20 protein-coding genes are annotated in these 18,761 nt (G+C 41.9%); 18 read left to right on the top strand and 2 right to left on the bottom strand.

All coding sequences use genetic code 11. The features are described from left to right. Window positions 1-63: 63 nt before the first annotated feature. From FHS57_RS06520 to FHS57_RS06450, 15 genes are all read left to right on the top strand, one after another. Window positions 64-1,173 carry a cytochrome c oxidase subunit II gene (locus tag FHS57_RS06520; protein WP_183972066.1) on the top strand — a complete coding sequence of 370 codons (1,110 nt, stop codon included), beginning with the start codon at window positions 64-66 and terminating at the stop codon, window positions 1,171-1,173. 31 nt (window positions 1,174-1,204) lie between these two features. Then, on the top strand, window positions 1,205-3,082 hold the full coding sequence (locus FHS57_RS06515) for a cytochrome c oxidase subunit I (protein WP_028524171.1): 1,878 nt from the start codon (window positions 1,205-1,207) through the stop codon (window positions 3,080-3,082). After that, a complete protein-coding gene (locus tag FHS57_RS06510) occupies window positions 3,060-4,082 on the top strand; it encodes a COX15/CtaA family protein (protein WP_183972065.1) in 1,023 nt (340 codons plus the stop codon). The genes FHS57_RS06515 and FHS57_RS06510 overlap by 23 nt, the downstream gene beginning before the upstream one ends. A gap of 2 nt (window positions 4,083-4,084) precedes the next feature. Next, window positions 4,085-4,960: a heme o synthase gene (gene cyoE, locus FHS57_RS06505; protein ID WP_183972064.1), complete on the top strand. Its 876-nt coding sequence runs from the start codon at window positions 4,085-4,087 to the stop codon at window positions 4,958-4,960. Between the two features lie 42 nt (window positions 4,961-5,002). Next, window positions 5,003-5,587, top strand: coding sequence for a cytochrome c oxidase subunit 3 (locus FHS57_RS06500; protein ID WP_183972063.1), 585 nt, complete (start codon window positions 5,003-5,005; stop codon window positions 5,585-5,587). Between the two features lie 42 nt (window positions 5,588-5,629). Next, window positions 5,630-6,391: a cytochrome c oxidase subunit 3 gene (locus FHS57_RS06495; protein WP_183972062.1), complete on the top strand. Its 762-nt coding sequence runs from the start codon at window positions 5,630-5,632 to the stop codon at window positions 6,389-6,391. Window positions 6,392-6,456: 65 nt separating this feature from the next. Next, complete coding sequence (locus FHS57_RS06490) at window positions 6,457-6,771, top strand: cytochrome C oxidase subunit IV family protein (protein WP_028524176.1); 315 nt, start codon at window positions 6,457-6,459, stop codon at window positions 6,769-6,771. 4 nt (window positions 6,772-6,775) lie between these two features. Then, complete coding sequence (locus tag FHS57_RS06485; RefSeq protein WP_183972061.1) at window positions 6,776-7,294, top strand: hypothetical protein; 519 nt, start codon at window positions 6,776-6,778, stop codon at window positions 7,292-7,294. 2 nt (window positions 7,295-7,296) lie between these two features. Then, window positions 7,297-7,839 carry a DUF420 domain-containing protein gene (locus tag FHS57_RS06480; RefSeq protein ID WP_183972060.1) on the top strand — a complete coding sequence of 181 codons (543 nt, stop codon included), beginning with the start codon at window positions 7,297-7,299 and terminating at the stop codon, window positions 7,837-7,839. Between the two features lie 21 nt (window positions 7,840-7,860). Next, complete coding sequence (locus FHS57_RS06475; RefSeq protein ID WP_183972059.1) at window positions 7,861-8,139, top strand: CAMCR motif-containing small membrane protein; 279 nt, start codon at window positions 7,861-7,863, stop codon at window positions 8,137-8,139. 24 nt (window positions 8,140-8,163) lie between these two features. After that, entirely contained in the window at window positions 8,164-9,027 is an 864-nt protein-coding gene (prmC, locus tag FHS57_RS06470; protein WP_183972058.1) for a peptide chain release factor N(5)-glutamine methyltransferase, read from the top strand. Window positions 9,028-9,051: 24 nt separating this feature from the next. After that, window positions 9,052-9,759, top strand: a complete 708-nt coding sequence (locus FHS57_RS06465) for a hypothetical protein (protein ID WP_183972057.1) — start codon at window positions 9,052-9,054, stop codon at window positions 9,757-9,759. Window positions 9,760-9,768: 9 nt separating this feature from the next. Continuing rightward, window positions 9,769-10,227: a membrane protein insertion efficiency factor YidD gene (gene yidD, locus FHS57_RS06460; protein WP_183972056.1), complete on the top strand. Its 459-nt coding sequence runs from the start codon at window positions 9,769-9,771 to the stop codon at window positions 10,225-10,227. Further along, complete coding sequence (locus tag FHS57_RS06455) at window positions 10,224-11,066, top strand: hypothetical protein (RefSeq protein WP_183972055.1); 843 nt, start codon at window positions 10,224-10,226, stop codon at window positions 11,064-11,066. Before yidD ends, FHS57_RS06455 begins: the two co-directional genes overlap by 4 nt. Further along, on the top strand, window positions 11,011-11,883 hold the full coding sequence (locus FHS57_RS06450; RefSeq protein ID WP_221225557.1) for a hypothetical protein: 873 nt from the start codon (window positions 11,011-11,013) through the stop codon (window positions 11,881-11,883). Before FHS57_RS06455 ends, FHS57_RS06450 begins: the two co-directional genes overlap by 56 nt. 36 nt (window positions 11,884-11,919) lie before the next feature. On the opposite strand, the gene FHS57_RS06445 is transcribed toward FHS57_RS06450, so the two are convergent. Together FHS57_RS06445 and FHS57_RS06440 are read right to left on the bottom strand one after the other, a co-directional pair. Beyond that, entirely contained in the window at window positions 11,920-12,363 is a 444-nt protein-coding gene (locus FHS57_RS06445) for a TM2 domain-containing protein (protein WP_164490112.1), read from the bottom strand. An 84-nt stretch (window positions 12,364-12,447) separates the two neighbouring features. Beyond that, window positions 12,448-12,975 carry a hypothetical protein gene (locus FHS57_RS06440; RefSeq protein WP_183972053.1) on the bottom strand — a complete coding sequence of 176 codons (528 nt, stop codon included), beginning with the start codon at window positions 12,973-12,975 and terminating at the stop codon, window positions 12,448-12,450. A gap of 313 nt (window positions 12,976-13,288) precedes the next feature. Here FHS57_RS06440 and cmk point away from each other — a divergent pair, with 313 nt between their 5' ends. The 3 genes from cmk to FHS57_RS06425 are packed head-to-tail and all read left to right on the top strand — an operon-like array spanning window position 13,289 to window position 18,326. Continuing rightward, window positions 13,289-13,996, top strand: a complete 708-nt coding sequence (gene cmk / locus FHS57_RS06435; protein WP_028524184.1) for a (d)CMP kinase — start codon at window positions 13,289-13,291, stop codon at window positions 13,994-13,996. Further along, window positions 13,993-15,072 carry an NAD(P)/FAD-dependent oxidoreductase gene (locus tag FHS57_RS06430; protein ID WP_183972052.1) on the top strand — a complete coding sequence of 360 codons (1,080 nt, stop codon included), beginning with the start codon at window positions 13,993-13,995 and terminating at the stop codon, window positions 15,070-15,072. Before cmk ends, FHS57_RS06430 begins: the two co-directional genes overlap by 4 nt. 44 nt (window positions 15,073-15,116) lie before the next feature. After that, window positions 15,117-18,326: a hypothetical protein gene (locus FHS57_RS06425; protein WP_183972051.1), complete on the top strand. Its 3,210-nt coding sequence runs from the start codon at window positions 15,117-15,119 to the stop codon at window positions 18,324-18,326. The last annotated feature ends 435 nt before the right edge of the window (window positions 18,327-18,761 follow it).

The following is an 18,761-nucleotide window of genomic DNA, read 5'->3' as shown; positions in this document are numbered from 1 at the left end:
GTAGAAATTGATTTTGTCGTAACTAGCAAAATCTCTAAATCAATATAAAACGACACAATAACAATGATTTATTTAGTTGGATTACTACTGGTTGTGCTGCTTGGAATTGCAATAGCCGTAGCAGCAAAATTGCAAAAGGTAATGGGTAGTACTCAATCAGAAAGTGATGCTCCTGTACCAAACAACAAAGTCAATGCCGCACTTTGGATGGTGTTTTTGGTTGCAGGTTCAGTAGCAATGGTATGGTCTTACCTCGCATCAAGAGATGCTTTTTTGCCAGAAGCGTCTTCCCCACATGGTCGGGAAACAGATAGCCAATTTTGGCTTGATATGGGTTTGTTAACGATTGCGTTCTTTATCGTAAACTTTTTGCTTTTCTTCTTCTCTTGGAAATATCAGTACAAAAAAGGCTATAAAGCTACTTTTTACCCTGAAAACCACAAGTTGGAGTTGATTTGGACTGCGATTCCTGCCGTAATCATGGCATCATTGGTATTTTTAGGATTCCGTTCATGGACTAAAATTATGGCCGATGCTCCAGCTGATTCTCAGGTGGTCGAAATTATGGGAAAACAGTTTGGTTGGATTGTTCGTTATGGAGGTGTTCAGGACAATAAGCTTGGAGCCTATAACTACAAGTTAATCACTTCAGATAACGAAATGGGCGTTGATTATTCAGACGAAGCATCAATGGACGACTTTATCAATCCAAGTGAAATGCACGTGGAAGTAGGTAAGCCTGTCTTGTTGAAAATCCGTGCTCGTGACGTTTTGCACAGTGTGTATATTCCTCACATGCGTGTTAAAATGGATGCAGTTCCTGGTATGCCAACAAAATTTTGGTTTATTCCAGATAAGTCAACGGAGCAAATGCGTGCAGAATTAAACAATCCTAATTTCGATTACGAAGTTGCATGTACGGAAGTATGTGGACGTGGTCACTTTGCAATGCGCTTGCGCCTGATTGTTGAAGACAAGGCTTCTGCTGATGCTTGGAAACAACAACAAAAACCTTTGCTATCGACTATTTTGGAGGCAAACCCTAAGTTTATCTCTAAAATCCCTGAAAAATTGCGTGCAAAGGCAATGAATTATGCTCCTTACGTAGAAGAAGCTGATAGTACCACTGCTTCTACAGGTTCGGCTGCGGCTGCAAGTGCATCGATGCGTTAATAGAAATTATAACTTTAAAATCTAAATAAAAATGTCAGTAGTAGAGGCTAACTTGGGACATGATGTCCACTCTCACGATGAACATGAGCACCACGAGTTAAACTTCTGGCGCCAATATATCTTCTCTGAAGATCACAAAGTGATAGCCAAACAGTACATGATAACTGGTATTTTTTGGGCTATCATTGGAGCTGCGATGTCCGTTATCTTCCGTTTGCAACTAGGGTTTCCTGGTGCAGACTTGAGCTGGCTAAAGCCATTTCTAGGTGATTGGATTACTGAAACAGGCGCATTAGACCCTAACTTTTACCTTGCCCTTGTAACCATGCACGGTACCATCATGGTATTCTTTGTATTGACGGCAGGTTTGAGTGGAACTTTCAGTAACTTCTTGATTCCATTGCAAGTTGGAGCTCGTGATATGGCATCAGGGTTCTTGAACATGCTTTCGTTTTGGTTGTTCTTTGTTTCAGGTTTATTGATGTTTATCTCTATCTTCCTTGAAACAGGGCCAGCAGCAGGTGGTTGGGTAATTTACCCGCCATTAAGTGCATTACCACAAGCCCACATGGGTTCTGAAATGGGGATGACGCTTTGGTTGTCAAGTATGGCGATTTTTATCATGTCTTCATTGTTAGGAAGTTTGAACTACGTTACAACCGTAATCAACCTTCGTACACGTGGTATGACTTTCACACGTCTTCCATTGACAATTTGGGCGTTCTTAATCACGGCCGTATTGGGAATTATCTCTTTCCCTGTATTGCTTTCAGCAGCTTTGTTGTTGATTTTTGACCGTCACTTCGGAACAAGTTTCTATTTGTCAGAAATTTATATCAACGGTGAAGCTTTGCCAAACGTTGGTGGTAGCCCAATCTTGTTCCAACACTTGTTCTGGTTCTTAGGACACCCAGAAGTATATATCGTATTGTTGCCAGCCCTTGGTATCACGTCAGAAGTAATTGCAACGAATGCTCGTAAGCCAATCTTTGGTTACCGTGCGATGATTGCCTCTATCATGGCGATTGCATTCCTTGCCTTTATCGTATGGGCGCACCACATGTTCGTAACAGGTATGAATCCATTCTTGGGCTCAATCTTTATGTTCTTGACGTTGATTATTGCGGTTCCATCGGCGGTAAAAGCGTTTAACTACATCACAACTTTGTGGCGTGGAAACATCGTCTTTACGCCAGGTATGTTGTTCTCAATCGGTCTGGTATCGTTGTTCGTATCAGGTGGTTTGACGGGGATCATTCTTGGAAACTCGGCATTGGATATTCAATTGCACGATACTTATTTTGTAGTAGCTCACTTCCACATTGTAATGGGTGCTGCTTCTGCCTTTGGGTTCTTCGCGGGTATTTACCACTGGTATCCAAAAATGTTTGGCCGTATGCTTAACAGTACACTTGGTCAAATTCACTTCTGGCTTACTTTTGCTGGGGTATATTTGGTATTTATGCCAATGCACTACATCGGTATTGCAGGTTTCCCACGTCGTTATTACCAATTCACAAGCTTTGACTTTGGTAAGTCGTTCACTGATTTGAACATGTTTGTTTCGATAGCTGCCATCTTTACTTTCTTTGCTCAGTTTATATTCCTTTGGAATTTCTTCTACAGCATGTTTAAAGGTAAAGTAGCACCTCAAAACCCTTGGAATTCAAATACTTTGGAGTGGACAACACCAGTAAACGTAGGTCACGGAAACTGGGTAGGAGAAATTCCTGCGGTATATCGTTGGCCATACGATTATAGCAAGCCAGGATCTGACGTTGATTTTATTCCTCAAAATATTCCTCACTCTCAAACGCTCGAATCTAACTTCCCGCATGAGAATGAGTATATAGCGCAGGAAAAAGAAATTGAGGCTCAAAATTATAATGACCAGTTTGCGTCACACTAATTCTGATACAAATAATCGCTTATTTCAGAAGCTAGCACTTCTAACAGTAGTTGTCGTTTATGTTTTGATAATAATCGGCGGGATTGTTAGAAGTACTGGCTCTGGGATGGGTTGCCCCGATTGGCCAAAATGTTTTGGCTCTTGGGTTCCTCCAACGGAAGTTTCTGAACTACCTGCCAACTACCAAGAAATTTTTGGTGCCAAATTAAAAGGAGAGGTAGAATTTAATGTAGTTAAGACGTGGACAGAATACCTTAATCGGCTTTTTGGGGTATTTACCGGGCTCTTAATTTTTGCTACTCTTCTCGCTTCTATTCCTTTTCTTAAACGCGACCGACCCATTTTTTACATGAGCTTACTGGCATTTTTGCTAGTAGGGTTTCAAGGTTGGTTGGGTGCAAAAGTGGTATCTTCGGAGCTTGCGCCCGTTATGGTCACTTTGCACATGTTGCTGGCGATTGTCATCGTATTTGTACTGATTTATACCATGGCAAGGTCGTACGTTGGGGATGTGCAACTCGTTGAAATCAAAAAGAAAACGTTCATAAATAAGTGGCTTATTTGGACGTTGATTTTATCACTCGTGCAAGTCTTACTAGGTACGCAAGTGAGGGAAGTAATGGATGTGGCGATAAAAGAACTCGGAGAAGCTGGCAGAAATCAGTGGATAGAGCATTTGGGCGTGAAATTTTACATTCACCGATCTTACTCCATTTTGCTTTTTGGGTTGCACGTAGGTTTACTTTATTGGCTACGAAAAGCGGCCTCTCAAAGCGGTATCATTTATAAGTTGACGCTGGCGTTGTTGGTGATGGTTATCATTGAAATAGCTACTGGGATTATCATGGCATATTGGTCAGTCCCTGCATTTGCGCAACCTCTTCACTTGACACTCGCTACAATTGCACTGGGATTACAGTTTGTTCTTTTGTTGTTAATTAATGCCGAAGTAGTCTTCAACAAAAGACAATTATTCACTACTGAAAATATTAACGCCTAACAATGACATTGGCAATCAATTTATTTTTTGAAAAAGTACGCAGCTATTTGGAGTTGATGAAACTTCGCTTGGCGTGGTTAGTGGCTTTTTCGGGGGCGTTTGGATATAGCCTAGCGGTCGAAAAAGTAAGCTGGCCTAGCCTATTACTTTTTATTTTGGCGGCTTTTTCAATCACTGGTGCGGCAAATATCATCAACCAAATCATTGAGAAAGATTTGGATAAATTGATGAAAAGAACCCAAAATCGACCACTTCCTAGTGGCCGTGTTTCGGTGAATGAAGCTACTATGTTTGCCTTAGTCTTATTCGCTTTTGCGACGTTCATATTTTTGACAGAGTTCAATGTAAGAGCGTGTGCTTTGGCCATCCTTTCCACGATTTTATACGGCTTTGTTTACACACCTCTCAAACGCGTGGGGACGATAGCAGTTTTCGTAGGAGCCATTCCTGGGGCATTTCCGCCAATGATTGGCTGGGTAGCTGCCACAAATCAGTTTGGACTAGAACCAGGCATTTTGTTCGCGATTCAATTTTTCTGGCAATTCCCACACTTCTGGGCCATTGCTTGGGTGTTGGATGAAGATTACAAAAAAGCAGGCTTTAATCTTTTACCTTCAAAAGGAGGAAAAGACCTAAATACGGCGATTCAAATGATGATTTATACCTTATTTCTCTTGCCAGTAGGGTGGTTGCCGTACGAGCTTGGAATGACAGGAATTAACTCAGCGCTGGTCGCTATGCTGTTTGGCGTGTTGTTTTTGGCTCAAACGTTTCATTTGATGCGGAAGTGCTCAGACAAAACAGCCCTACAGCTTATGTTTGGCTCATTTGCGTATTTGCCCATTGTACAAATCGCTTATTTGTTGGATAAGGCTTAGTTGTTGAAAACTAAGTAATGACTTAAAATAATTTTTAAAACTATGGCAAAGGTTGAAAAACTAAGGATAGAGGAAGCGCCAGAAACCTTGTCGATGGATCCCAAGAAGTTTATCTTGTGGGGTTTTATCGTAACAATTATCATGCTTTTTGCCTCGCAGACAAGTGCCTATTTGGTGCGTAGAGCAGAAGGAAACTGGGTTGAATTTGAGGTTCCTCAAATTTTTTGGACAAGTTCTGTTGTCTTGATTATTAGCAGTATTGCCATGCACTGGGCATATTTAGCTGCAAAAAAAGACAATTTCAATACGCTCAAAATCGCAATTTCTATTACTTTTGTGCTTGGACTGGCGTTTTTGTGGATGCAAGTAGAAGGATGGAAAGACCTAGTGGCCCAAAACATTTATTTCGTTGGTAACCCCTCAGGTTCGTTCTTTTACGTTTTTACGCTTCTTCACGGCGTTCACTTGGTAACAGGTCTGATTGTGTTGTGTGTTACTTTTATCTCGGCAATGCGCCTAAAAGTTCACGCAAAAAACTTGAGAAGAATCGAGATTTGTACCACATATTGGCATTTTCTTGATATTCTTTGGCTTTATTTATTTGCATTTCTTTTGTATTTCCGTTGATTAAACATTTTACTTAAAACCTGAATTTTTAATAGAATAACGATGGCTGCTACTGCACAACCGAATGTGAAAAATGTATGGCTAGGTGGAGTTGAGCCCATGAAGGCTAGCTACGGGAAGTTGATGATGTGGTTCTTTTTAGTATCAGATACATTTACTTTCTCGGCCTTGTTGGTTTCTTATGGCTTAGTTCGCTTCAGTTATCCTGCCTATGCGGGTAAGGTCGCTGATTTTGTATCATCACCTGCCTATTGGCCAATTCCTGAAAAGGTATTTGATGCCCTGCCATTTATGCACGGCCTTCATGCCCCACTCGTTTTTGTAGGGATTATGACCTTCATTTTGATTCTTAGCTCGGTTACAATGGTACTTGCAGTAGAAGCAGGTCACCGTATGGATCGCGCTGCGGTTGAAAAATATATGTTGTGGACAATCCTCGGTGGCGCTACTTTCTTGGGTTGCCAAGCATGGGAGTGGACGCACTTTATCCACGGAACAGACAATGGAACTGTGATCAAAGAATTGGTGGATGGCTCATGGGTGTCTAAAACAGTTTTTGGCGCTAACTTGACCCAAAACCAATACGGCCCTCCAGCGTTTGCTGATTTGTTTTTCTTCATTACAGGATTCCACGGTACACACGTATTCTCAGGAGTAGTGCTTAATTACTTGATTTTCTACAGAACGTCAACTGGTTTTTATGATCGCCGTGGGTCGTATGAAATGGTAGAAAAAGTAGGTCTTTACTGGCACTTTGTTGACTTGGTGTGGGTATTCGTATTTACATTCTTTTACTTGGTATAAAATGCTGTTGGGAAGGCTTTATTTCCTACTACCTAATTTCTAATCTCCTTTAATTAAGAAAAAATATGGCACACGTTCACGAACACGACGAAAACGCTGGCGCAGAACAACGCAAAGCAATTTGGCGTACATTTTGGATCTTACTTATCCTTACGGCTTTAGAGTTCTTGATTGCATTCACATTGACCGCAGGTACGCTTAAAACAGCTATCTTCGTTGGAATGACGATTGTAAAGGCGTTCTATATCGTAGGTGAATTTATGCACCTTAAACACGAAGTAAAGTCGTTGATTTGGGCAACTTTGCTTCCTTGTATTTTCGTCGTTTGGTTGCTAATAGCATTAATGACAGAAGGCGGTTCTATTTTTGATTTGAGATAGTACGATGCAAAAGTATATAAAAGCCGGAATGCTGACCTTGGTGTTGGCATTACCGGCTTTCATTGTTTTATTCTTACATAGCTTTGGTGAAAACCACTTTGAGCTACCCTATTTTGTCCCCGCAGTTGATGCTGCTGGAAAGCCAATTTTAAACGGAAAAGATACCGTTTTTTATCAGGTTCCATCGGCTGCCCAAGGGACGATAAAGGTTGCTGGATTCTTCCATCCAGATAGTGATGCGGTGGTAAGACAGCATTTTGACAGGGCAAAAAAGCTATTTGACAAAGAAGCAAGCTTTAGTGTGGAGAAAGGAACTCCCGAACTACTGATAGATACGTACAAGCTTGGTAATTTAAAAAATGGGAAATCAAAACAAACCATTCCCTACAACGAACAGTTGGTGTTAGTGGATAAACAAGGCTATATTCGAGGTTTTTACAATGGTAAAGATGAGAAGGATGTAGAACGTTTGGTGACCGAAATAAGCGTACTGTTGGATATCTATCAAAAAAAGGAAAAATAAGTATGTCAACTATCACTGTTCCGCAAAATAAAAAATTCAATCAATGGATCAACATAATCGCCGTTGCGATTCCCGTTGTGGTCGCTATTTTGTTGAATCCAAGTATCCCAAAAGTGAACTTGGGCGAGTGGACAAAAATATTACCTCACGTCAATGGAGTGATTAATTCTCTCACGAGCGTGTCGTTACTTGCTGGATTTTATTTCATCAAGCGTAAAAATATCGCCGCGCATCGGGTTATGATGACCATTTCCTTTTGTTTAGGGGCGCTTTTCTTGGTGAGCTACGTCTTGTATCATTTATCGAACGAATCTACCGTCTTCGGAGGCGAAGGAATCATTCGTCCAATTTATTATTTCTTGCTCATTACGCATATCACGCTTTCGATTGGGGTCGTGTGGTTTGTGCTACGCGCAGTATATTATGCGTTTAGCAATCAGATAGACCTGCACAAGAAAGCTGTCAAATGGGCGTTTCCTATTTGGCTCTATGTCAGTATAACGGGCGTAATCGTTTATTTAATGATTTCGCCTTACTACCAATAACCGATATTAATCAACAACACTATGAAAAAGTATGGTATCCTTTTAGTGATGATGCTCCTGTTTGTAGTAAGCACTGACGGGGCGTTTGCTCAATGCGCCATGTGTAAAGGGGCGGTTGAAACCAATATGAGCACTGGAAAAAACGTGATTGGAAATGGCATCAACATAGGCATCGCTTATCTGTTTGTTTTTCCCTATCTAACGGTGGCTGTGATTGCTTATTTGTGGTACCGAAATAGTCGTAAAGCCTTAGAACAAAAAATGGCGCTACAGGCACGTATGCGCGAAGTGCTTAAATAAAACCAACACGTGTCGAAGAGCTCTATGTATTCCTCAGCCAAACCTCTTTTTGATTATATCGTTCAAAACATAACTGCGTATCCTCACAAGGAAGCGAGGGCCATGGCATTTATGCTGATGGAACATTTCTTACGGCTTCGCAATGTGGATGTGCTCGTAGATAAGCCTATCCCCGCCAATGCTTCGCAGCCTGACTGGGATACTATCGTCAAACGTTTAAACCAAAGTGAGCCAGTACAACACATCATCGGTTCGACGTATTTCTGCAATTTGGAGTTTAAAGTATCGCCGTCGGTGCTTATTCCTCGTCCAGAAACCGAAGAATTGGTGCGGTTGATTGTCAAGGATTGTTATTGGGAGGAAAACCCCGTTAAAATCGTTGATATTGGCACAGGAAGCGGCTGTATTGCGATTGCGCTCGACCGATTTATGTCGTTTGCCAAAGTCTGGGGTTGGGATGTGTCGGAAGATGCCTTGGCGATTGCGCAAGAAAATGCCCACCGTTTGTTGTCAGAAGTAACGTTTGAAAAATACGATATTTTAAGAGAAGACACTTTCGCGGGTGAGTTTGATTGTGTGGTGAGTAATCCGCCCTACGTGACTTATTCCGAACAGTCGAGCATGGAGCCTAATGTATTGCGTTTTGAGCCGCATTTGGCGTTGTTTGTGGAAGATACCGATCCCTTACTTTTTTATCGTGCCATCGCCGATTTTTGCCTCAAACACCTGAAAAAAACGGGCGCTTGCTACGTCGAAATCAACGAACATTTTGGACAGGCAACCAAGCAACTTTTCTTAGAAAAAGGCTTTGTTAAGGTTGATGTCATTCAGGATATGTACGGAAAAGACCGCATCGTGAAAGCAAAGTTGTCGATAGAGGGTCTGTAATACTACATCGGTTTTTGTTTAAAAATGAGTATCTCAGTGAGTTATTGGAAATTATTTGTAGCGTTTTTCGTTGTAAATCAGCTTGTTGCTCAAAGCGTACGTAAAGTTAGTGCAACGATGACAATGCGCACGGCCCACAAAGGAAAAACCATCAATACCCGTGCTGAATTGTGTTATGCAACTTCTGGACGGATGGTCACGCTTTTTCCTAAACCTGCTGAATTGTACGTCTTTAACAACTCCAACGGCGAAATTAAGGTGTTTGACCCCACTAAAAATACGGTATTGCAGCAGCAAAACGCGACTTATAGTACCGAAACAACCCAGTTTTTCTATTTTCTACACAATCGGAAAGCAGATTTGGGGTTGTCGAGCATGGGGTTTTCGTTGAGCCAAACAAAGTTTGAAGATGGCCTTATGATTTCGACTTGGAAATCACCTACGCCGATGGCAAAAAGTATCAAACGCGTTGAATTGGTACACAAAGGGCAGAACCCTATTTTTATGAAATACATAGACCCCTCCGAACGGACGATAAAAAAGGTCTATTACTACGAATATACAAAACTAGGAAGCGTTGATTTTCCGCAGACAATCACGCAGATTGACTACGTAACTGCCAGGGATTCGATTATCACCAAAACGGCCTATGGTGCATTAAAAATCAATGAGCAAGTAACTTCTACCTTGCTTGATTTTGTGATTCCTGCTAACGCGAAGATTCTCAAATAACGTTGTTGGATGGCTAACAAGACCAGAAATATACTCCTGTGCGGAATACTGTTGTTGGCTTGTACAATGGGCCAATTGCGGGCGCAGGTGTCAGACCTAGAGCTGTTGGCTGAATCTGGATCGGCCCCAACGGTTTCGTTTGGGAAGGTAGAAAAGCCCAAGCAATCCCCTTTCTTGCGTTATAATCCTGTCTATTGGTTGCTCAATGGCGCATTGACGGGCTATCAAAAAGTAATTTCACCCCAAATATCAGCCGATTGTCTTTACGAATTATCTTGCTCGCGTTTTAGCAGGGTGGCGATACAAGAATTTGGCGTTTTTAAAGGCATTGCCCTCACTGCCGACCGAATTTCACGCTGCAACCGTGTGGCTGCCACAAGCATTGAATTGCTCCGAATCAATATGCAGACAGGGAAAGTGGTGGATACGCCCGCCATGTATCGGATAACCCCCAAAAAGACTCCATGAGGTATTTGAAAGAATGGATATGTATTGGGTTGGTAATAGGGCTAGGCTTGGCAACGATGGCGCAGCAAACCCAATCGTCGGATTCACTTTTTTTGGAATATTTGCTGGAAAAAAAAGCGTATAACGATGTCCTCAACTGGACAAAATACCGAAAAGCATTTCCTTATTATCGGGGTTTGGCTTATTACAATCAGCTTCAGCTTGATTCCGCTATTTCTTGCTTCCGTCAGCTTCCTGTCATACATGCCCATTTTGAAAAAGCTCGCTTTTTGGAAGGAATTGGGCATACGTTTTTAAAACGTTATGACAAAGCACAAGTGGCATTGACGGATTTTGTCCCCAAAGATTCGTTGTTTATTGCTTTGCAAAATTTCCAGTTGGCGGGAGTTGCATTGCTGAAAAGAGACACAGCAGGCTTTGTAAGGCGCCAAAAGTCCTTCACAGGGCATTATTTCGCATTTAGTCAAGAGGAAGACAACCTCGAAAAAAACTACCGTCAGATTCGGACACATCGACGCAAATCTCCTTGGGTGGCAGGTATGATGTCGGTGGTGATTCCTGGAAGTGGGAAAATATACGCTGGAAAAACGGGGCAGGGAATTATTACATTCATTCAAAATGTAGCGCTAGGGGTTCAAGCCTACGAAGCATATCGCCGCGATGGATGGAAAAGCCCTCGCTTTTTGATTTATGGAGGATTGTTTTCTTTCTTCTACGTGGGTAATGTGTGGGGAAGTGCGTTAAGCGTGCATGTACGACGACAAGAATTTAATGATAAGGTGAATGAACAGATTCTATTCAATATGCAAATTCCTATTCGTACTGTGTTTAATCAGTAGGGAAGGACTTACGCAGTCGCCTGATAGCCTGATGGCCCAACAAAACTATGGGTTGGCGGCGGTGTTGTATGAGAAACAAATTTTTGAATTGACCCAATCAGCCTTGTCGGAAGATTCACTTCGGCAAACGTATAATCAATTGCTTACCCGAAAGATTCAGGCGCAAAAATCTGAGCGCAGTTTTGAAGATGCTTGGCAAACCGCCCAACGTTTTGATTTGAGCGAACCAGATAATTCCATTGCTTTTCGGATGCGGTATGAAACTATTTTGTGCGGGTATTTGGCCCAGCACTACAACGAGACGTATGGGCTGTTGCAACAAACCAAGTTTTATACCCAAGATTCACTGCTTTCAGAATCGCTGCAGGTAGTAGAAATCTTCACGTTGAATGAACTAGAGCGTTGGACAGAGTCTAAAGCCGTATTTCAGCAATATACCGCGCGTAAGGGCCTAAATATAAATGCGGACGAGCTGTATAAGTTTTTGAAGAAAAAGCCTAAGAATCCAGATAAAGCCCAATTGCTGTCGTTCTTGATGCCAGGGCTGGGGCAGGTGTATGCAGGGTATCCTAAGGAAGGAATAGTTTCGTTAGGCTTACAAGCCATTGCCCTCGGATTTGGGGTGTATCACGTCTGGCACAAGTATTATTTTATTGGCTTTTTTACGGGTGCAGGAATGTTTCAAACGTTCTATTTTGGAGGAGGGCGCAGGGCGGCCATCATGGCAGAAACAACCAATAAAAAGCGCAAAGCCGCTAATAACCAGCGAATACGAACGGTGGTGATTGGGGCAGAAACAAAAAAGGGAAGTGAGTAACTCACTTCCCTTTTTTGTTAACTTGTTCTGTTTTGCTTAGTTGGCAAACATGAAGAACTTCTTGTTGTTGACGTACTTGTCAAAATTCTTCTCTTCAATTACTTCTAAGAGAAGAACAATCCAGTCAATCAAAGCAACAATACCCAAACCACCGCAGGTAAGGATATAGCCAACGATAACCCCACCAGCAGTTCCAAGGTAAGCACGGTGGATACCTAAGAAACCAACTACCCATGCCAAAATAAATGCAACAACTGGTTTTTTGTCACCTGCCATTACTTTTGTCATTTCGTTTCCTTGGCCCATTAGGCTTTCAAGCGCTGTGGCAGCTTGCTCAACGTTTGCTACGTCCAACTGATCGCCTGAGTTAAGCGTTTGTTCAACAGAAACTGCATCAACATAATACTCAGCAGTAGTAGCGTGGCTCTTTGTAACAAGAAGTACAGCAAAGCAAAAAACAAGTGCAAATAGTTTTTTCATAAAATTACTTGGAGGTTTAAAGTTCGATTACGTCCCAAAAATAACCTATGAGACGTAATCAACAAATGGACAATGAAAGATTTTTTAAAATTTAAACGAAATACCTGCTTGAAGCCATGAACCACCCGAGCCCAATTCAGCAAAACCAGATAGATTATTCGTGAATTGGAAGCCAGCACCTACACGGGCCAACAATCGAATAGAACCATAAGACGAGTCAATGCCACTGCCGTACCAGTAGTCATAAGGATAAGTAACGTGGCGGTAAAGAACTCCACCAGCTACGTAAAGATCAAATTTGTCGTCTTTCATGTTAAGAACGCGATTCAAGTGATACGCAGCACGTGGGCCGATGTTGATTTCGTTATAGCTGTAACGCACACCCAAAGCAGCACCGATAAGACCAGTATTAGGGCGCTCATAAGAGGCAAACAAACCTACGCCGAGGTCGTCCATGATACCGTATTCTACCGATGCGTTGGCACCAATAGAACCAAGGCCAACGCCAATGTTGACTTTCTTATCACCTTTTGAGAATTGGGCTAATGAAGATGTGGAGGCACAAAAGAAAGCTGTGAGTGCCAATAATGAAGATAATAACACCTTTTTCATGGTAAATTGTAATTTATGGTTGTAAAACGCTTCAAAGAAAACACAAAAAAAGTTTGCTTGCATAAATAGGATACCGAAAATTATTATTCGGTATTTTTTTATGCTTTTTACCGAGCATGGAACGTAAATGTACAAAAATGAAATACGTAAATACAATGACTTTTGTAATTTTAATGTACAGAAAACTAGCCAATATGCGCAAAAATGTACCGATGAAAAGAAAAGGAAACTGACAAAATTCATTTTACCACAAAACGGTGGAGTGGGATAGGGCATTCTGCGTATCTTTGCCCCAACTATATTAATCTGTTTCATGCCAAAAATTATTATTGCTGTTGACGGCTATTCGAGCTGTGGAAAAAGCACTACGGCCAAAGGGGTAGCTGCCTATCTGGGCTATGCGTACATTGATACGGGGGCGATGTACCGCGCCGTTACGCTTTATTTTATGACGCAACATGTCTCATTGACCAACCCCAAGGAAGTCGCCAAAGCACTGGAAAATATCAAAATAGATTTTAGACGAAACCCCGAAACAGGCCGCAATGAAACTTATCTGAACGGACTGAATGTGGAAGACGAAATTCGTAAATTGTACATTGCCAACTGGGTAAGTGAAGTGAGTGCGGTGTCGGAGGTGCGCCGTGCGATGGTGGCCCAGCAGCAACGAATGGGCAAAGCCCGTGGTGTGGTCATGGATGGGCGTGATATAGGCACCGTGGTATTTCCTGATGCTGAGCTGAAAGTATTTATGACCGCCGAGCCCGAAATCAGGGCGGAGCGTCGTCAAATTGAATTATTAGCCAAAGGAGAAATGTTGGACCTTGACGACATTCTTCAAAATATAAAAAAACGAGACCACATTGATACCACGCGTAGCGATAGCCCACTCCGTCAGGCGTCGGATGCCGTAAGTGTTGATACGTCGTTTATGACGCTTGACGAACAAATAGATTTGGTAACACAATTGGCAGATGAACGTATAAGCCGTTCGATGCGAAAAAGAACAAACGCTTCATGAAAGCCGATTACTTAATTGTAGGGCAGGGGATAGCTGGTTCGGTCTTGGCTTGGACGTTGGAGCAACGAGGCTATCGAGTCGTCATTATTTCAAGTGCTGATTTGCCAACGGCGTCCAAAGTTTCAGGAGGAATCTTTAATCCGATTACTGGGAAGAAATTGGCACGTACTTGGAAGGTCGAGGAGATTTTTCCGTATGCACGTACATTTTATCAGGAAATGGAAGAAACGTTCCAAACGGAGTTAGTTCACTTGTGTGATGTATATCGCCCGTTTCGCTCCATTGAAGAACAAAATACGTATTTGGCCCAAACCGCCGACCCCAACTTGGCGAAGTACGTAGCTGCGGAGGCAAATGACGAAAAATTTGCCCCATTTATCGAAAATCAGTACGGAGGACTCCAAATTACGCATTCGGGCTGGGTCGATTGTCCTGAGATGCTTGAAAAAATAAAAGCGTATTTTGTTGAAAAAAGTCAATATTTGGTCGAAAATTTCGATTACAATAGTATTGTTTTTCAGGAAAATAGCGTGATTTACAAAGAATGGGAGATTAAAAAAATACTATTTTGTGAAGGCTATGAAGCGCTTCAGAATCCATTTTTTAATTGGCTGCCGTTCAATCCTGTAAAAGGACAGACGCTGATAACGCACGTAGAGGGCTATTCGATTGAAGAAATTGTGAACCAAGGAACGTTTATTCTGCCCATCGACAAAAAAGGAAAATGTCGATTTGGGGCAACTTATACTTGGCATGATTTGAATTGGGAAACAACTGAGGACGCTCGTCAGTTTCTAATAGACAAGATAGGTGTATATTTCAAAAAACCATATACCATTCTTGAACAGCAAGTCGGGATTCGTCCGTCCACCAAAGACCGTCGGCCATTGGTAGGGATACATCCAGAGCATCCTCAATTGGGGATTTTCAACGGGCTTGGAACAAAAGGCGTAACACTCGCTCCCTTTTTTGCATCCCAATTTGTGAATTTTTTAGAATTAGGTGAAGAATTGGACCCAGAGGTGAATATTACGCGCGTTTTTTCGTTATATTTTCGTTCTAAATCAAGTCAATAATTGACTCACCCTGAAAGTTATTGGCAGACAACAGTTTCGATTCTATGAAAAGGTGTTCTATTTTTCGGATTTTTTGGATTGGACTTATCCTTTGTGGAGCAATCGCACAAGGCCATGCCCAAAACTATCCTTCGCAAGAGCAATTTGGTAAAAACCGAGTTCAGTATCAGAGATTTGATTGGAAAATCCTCAAAACCAATAACTTTGAGATTTACCACTACGGAAATGGAACGCCCTTGGCGACCTTGGCTGCCCAATATGCGGAGTCAGAAATAGATCGTATCACGGAGGTGCTGGGTTATACGCTCTATAACCGCATCAAAATCTTCTTGTATAACTCTCCTCAGGAGCTTTTGCAAAGCAATATGGGGATGGCCAATAGCTCCGATTTAAGTGAAACAGAGCTAAATCTGGCTAAATCTCGCCTAGAAATTGCATTTACGGGCGACCAAATCAGTTTTAAAAAACAGCTCATTAGAGAAGTTTCGAGGCTAGTCGTATATGATATGTTGTACGGCGGAAGCCTTAAAGATGCCCTACAAAGCTCGCTGTTATTGACCCTGCCAGATTGGTTCATGTCAGGAATCGCTGCCTATATTGCCGATGGTTGGAGTACCGAATTGGACGATTATATGCGCGATGCTATTGTGAATCGCCAGATGAAAAAACCTTCTTTATTGACTGGCACGGAGGCAACGATTGTTGGACAATCCATCTGGAACTACATTGCTGAACGATACGGGAAAGACAATATTTCCAACATTTTAAACCTTACCCGTATTATTCGTACCGAGCAAACAAGTGTAGCCAGTACCCTTGGGGTATCGTTTACCAAGTTTCTGAAAGATTGGCGTGATTTTTATTCCAACATGGCCACGACAGTGAGTGCAACCAACAAAGAACCGACGGGCGATTGGCGGGAAGAATTGGATTTGCCGCTGGGAGGGTTAGCAAACTCTGTACGATTAAGCCTTGATAATCAGTATGTAGCGGTTACAAATCGGAAAGAAGGAAAATATACAGTAGAGGTTATCAATGTCGAAACAAAAGCAAAAACGACCATTCTCAAAGGGAAATATTCACTGGAGAAAAAATCATATTTGAGCCGTGTTCCGCTCGTTGCTTGGAGTCGAAACAATGGGTTGGCCATTATTACGGAAGAAAATGGACGCGTATTTTTGGAGATTTTTGACATCCTAGAAAAAGGAAAATACAAACTTCGGATGAGCCGCGAAATTAGGGGCATCAACCAAGTCACGGACTTTGATATTTCCAACGATGGCTCAACATTAGCCCTCAGTGCAGATAGCCGTGGACAAAACGACTTGTATTTGTTTAGCGTGGGTAGGGCTTCTTTGTTACCGCTTACCAGCGACCTGTACGACGACAGAACGCCTCATTTTGTAGCAGGTTCTTCAACAAGAGTGGTATTTACGTCTAACCGAATCAAAGATTCTCTTTTAATTTCAGATAAAGGCTCATACAAAACGGTAAAGGATAAAATGGCATTGTTTGTTCATGACGGGAACCCGCGTGCGCAAACAGTATCCCGTATTGTTGATTCTTTGGGGATAATTTCTAGCCCACGTACATCAGATGAGAATACTTTTTATTTCTTATCTGATTATAAAGGTATCACAAATTTGTATCGCTATGAGTCAGATATAAAGAAATTGACTCCCCTCACCAACTTCAATCAAAACATTCGGGATTACGATTATTTGCTTACATCGGGGGCGTTTACAAGTTTAAATTGGACCAAAGACCACGAATCGGTCATCTACCAAAAAACTTTGTCGCCGTTGTCAAATGACTCAGCACCAACACCTCGAATGCAGAGTATGGCGGGGATGTCGGTGTATAAAACTGAACTGCGTAACAACCCAGCGGCGGATGCTAGCTTGATTGCTCAAATGGCTAACCCTCGTAAAATGCAACTAGACTCAGGAGAGGTAGATACGGATAATTATGAGTTTGATGCAGATGTATTAAAAACCTTTGAGTATCGTCAACGTAGAGGGACGGCCGTGACGAGTGCTGCCAACTTACCCGTGCGCAATAGAAGACGTGAGAACATTACCATCAAAGGTCCCATTACGTACAAGAGTTTGTTTATCAGTAACGATGCTACCTCCGATTGGCGAATAGATCCTATCCGTGGTTTTGGGTTTTCACAATCCCTAACGATGAACGATTTGCTTGAGAATCACATCGTTAAGGCTGGGTTTTTCTTAGGATTACTCAATTTTAGAACCAATAATCTTTGGGCAGAATACAGTAATTTAGCGCACCGAATTGATTTCACCGCTCGGGTGGATCGGCAAAGTTTGTACGTACAACCGCCCGCAAGTCAGAAGTATAGATACAATCGTGTGGCTGTAACGGCCGCTTACCCGTTCAATAATTTTGCCAGAGTAGCAGTGACTCCTTTCTTTGCTGAGTCTCGATTATTGGATGTGAGTAATATTGCAGCAGCGGATGTTACTTCTACTTACTTAGGAGCAAGGGCTGAGTTTGTGTATGACAACTCTCGCATCAATGGCATGAACATGATGGAAGGCACGCGCTTTAAAGTTCGCTATGATTGGTTTGGTGGAGTTTCGGGTACGAAAGGTTTTAATCGCTTGGCCATTGATTTACGGCATTATCAAAAAATTCACCGTGACCTCATTTTTGCGACCCGCCTTTCATTTGCCCATTCGGGTGGGCGCTCACCCAAACAAAGTGTCATGGGTGGAATGGAAAACTGGACGGGAAATAATCAAGAAGGAAGGTCGGTAAATCCGCTGGCAGTGGGGCTAAGTAGCTCGTTGATTCCAATTGATAATAGGGATATATTTTTTGTAGAATTGGCTACAAATTTAAGAGGGTTTAATTTTAATAAAGTATCAGGGACTACCCATGTACTCTTTAACGGCGAGCTACGGATGCCGCTTGTGAAATACTTTTACCGCGGGCCAATTACGTCCAATTTTCTCCGTAATTTCCAACTTGTCGGATTTACCGATGTGGGTACTGCATGGACGGGAAAATGGCCATTTAATCGTCAAAATAGTTTAAATACGGAGATAGTTCGCCTAGATTTCTTTAGTGCTACTGTCAACAATTTCCGTAATCCTTTTATGGTCGGATATGGTTTAGGGGCAAGAACGATGTTGTTTGGTTTCTATGTTAAGTTCGACTACGCATGGGGGTTAGACAACGGAGAAGTAAACAAAGCGATTCCTTATCTGACACTTGGTTATGATTTTTAGGATAGTAATTCTATCAACAAAAAAGCCGGGCAAAAAGCCCGGCTTTTTTGTTGATAGGGAGGTACTTAAACGGCATATTTTTGTGGCTAAATAAGCCAAATTAGCACATTTGAGCCGTTTTGGAGTAGTAAAAAAATGGTTTTGTTGGCACGGTTTTAGCTAAACTCAGTGTATAGTTTCAAACTTGAAATAGTTATTTAAAATATTAAAAAAATGAAATATTGTAGTGTTTGCTTTTTTTTGTAATTTTTATTGTTAAGTGTCTGTAAAACAAACACTTATTGCGGTAGTTTAAAACTCTTCTGTGCGATTGTTGACTTTGGCATAATTTTAGATACTTTCTGAGTGGGATAAACCCCCAATTGTAGTTAGTTCAGAGGAGTTATTTTCTGGCGGTAGTATTCTACTGGAATACCACTTACTTCTGACTAAATA

Origin of the sequence: Runella defluvii (assembly GCF_014195535.1) — a bacterium.
GTDB classification, from domain to species: domain Bacteria; phylum Bacteroidota; class Bacteroidia; order Cytophagales; family Spirosomataceae; genus Runella; species Runella defluvii.
The sequence above is the reverse complement of the archived record's forward strand: the minus strand, read 5'-3'. Positions and strand labels throughout refer to the sequence as shown.

Coding starts and splice junctions, on each gene's coding strand:
- FHS57_RS06520 (WP_183972066.1), top strand. CDS start 64: ATGATTTATTTAGTTGGATTACTACTGGTTGTGCTGCTTGGAATTGCA.
- FHS57_RS06515 (WP_028524171.1), top strand. CDS start 1,205: ATGTCAGTAGTAGAGGCTAACTTGGGACATGATGTCCACTCTCACGAT.
- FHS57_RS06510 (WP_183972065.1), top strand. CDS start 3,060: ATGACCAGTTTGCGTCACACTAATTCTGATACAAATAATCGCTTATTT.
- cyoE (WP_183972064.1), top strand. CDS start 4,085: ATGACATTGGCAATCAATTTATTTTTTGAAAAAGTACGCAGCTATTTG.
- FHS57_RS06500 (WP_183972063.1), top strand. CDS start 5,003: ATGGCAAAGGTTGAAAAACTAAGGATAGAGGAAGCGCCAGAAACCTTG.
- FHS57_RS06495 (WP_183972062.1), top strand. CDS start 5,630: ATGGCTGCTACTGCACAACCGAATGTGAAAAATGTATGGCTAGGTGGA.
- FHS57_RS06490 (WP_028524176.1), top strand. CDS start 6,457: ATGGCACACGTTCACGAACACGACGAAAACGCTGGCGCAGAACAACGC.
- FHS57_RS06485 (WP_183972061.1), top strand. CDS start 6,776: ATGCAAAAGTATATAAAAGCCGGAATGCTGACCTTGGTGTTGGCATTA.
- FHS57_RS06480 (WP_183972060.1), top strand. CDS start 7,297: ATGTCAACTATCACTGTTCCGCAAAATAAAAAATTCAATCAATGGATC.
- FHS57_RS06475 (WP_183972059.1), top strand. CDS start 7,861: ATGAAAAAGTATGGTATCCTTTTAGTGATGATGCTCCTGTTTGTAGTA.
- prmC (WP_183972058.1), top strand. CDS start 8,164: ATGTATTCCTCAGCCAAACCTCTTTTTGATTATATCGTTCAAAACATA.
- FHS57_RS06465 (WP_183972057.1), top strand. CDS start 9,052: ATGAGTATCTCAGTGAGTTATTGGAAATTATTTGTAGCGTTTTTCGTT.
- yidD (WP_183972056.1), top strand. CDS start 9,769: ATGGCTAACAAGACCAGAAATATACTCCTGTGCGGAATACTGTTGTTG.
- FHS57_RS06455 (WP_183972055.1), top strand. CDS start 10,224: ATGAGGTATTTGAAAGAATGGATATGTATTGGGTTGGTAATAGGGCTA.
- FHS57_RS06450 (WP_221225557.1), top strand. CDS start 11,011: ATGAACAGATTCTATTCAATATGCAAATTCCTATTCGTACTGTGTTTA.
- FHS57_RS06445 (WP_164490112.1), bottom strand. CDS start 12,363: ATGAAAAAACTATTTGCACTTGTTTTTTGCTTTGCTGTACTTCTTGTT.
- FHS57_RS06440 (WP_183972053.1), bottom strand. CDS start 12,975: ATGAAAAAGGTGTTATTATCTTCATTATTGGCACTCACAGCTTTCTTT.
- cmk (WP_028524184.1), top strand. CDS start 13,289: ATGCCAAAAATTATTATTGCTGTTGACGGCTATTCGAGCTGTGGAAAA.
- FHS57_RS06430 (WP_183972052.1), top strand. CDS start 13,993: ATGAAAGCCGATTACTTAATTGTAGGGCAGGGGATAGCTGGTTCGGTC.
- FHS57_RS06425 (WP_183972051.1), top strand. CDS start 15,117: ATGAAAAGGTGTTCTATTTTTCGGATTTTTTGGATTGGACTTATCCTT.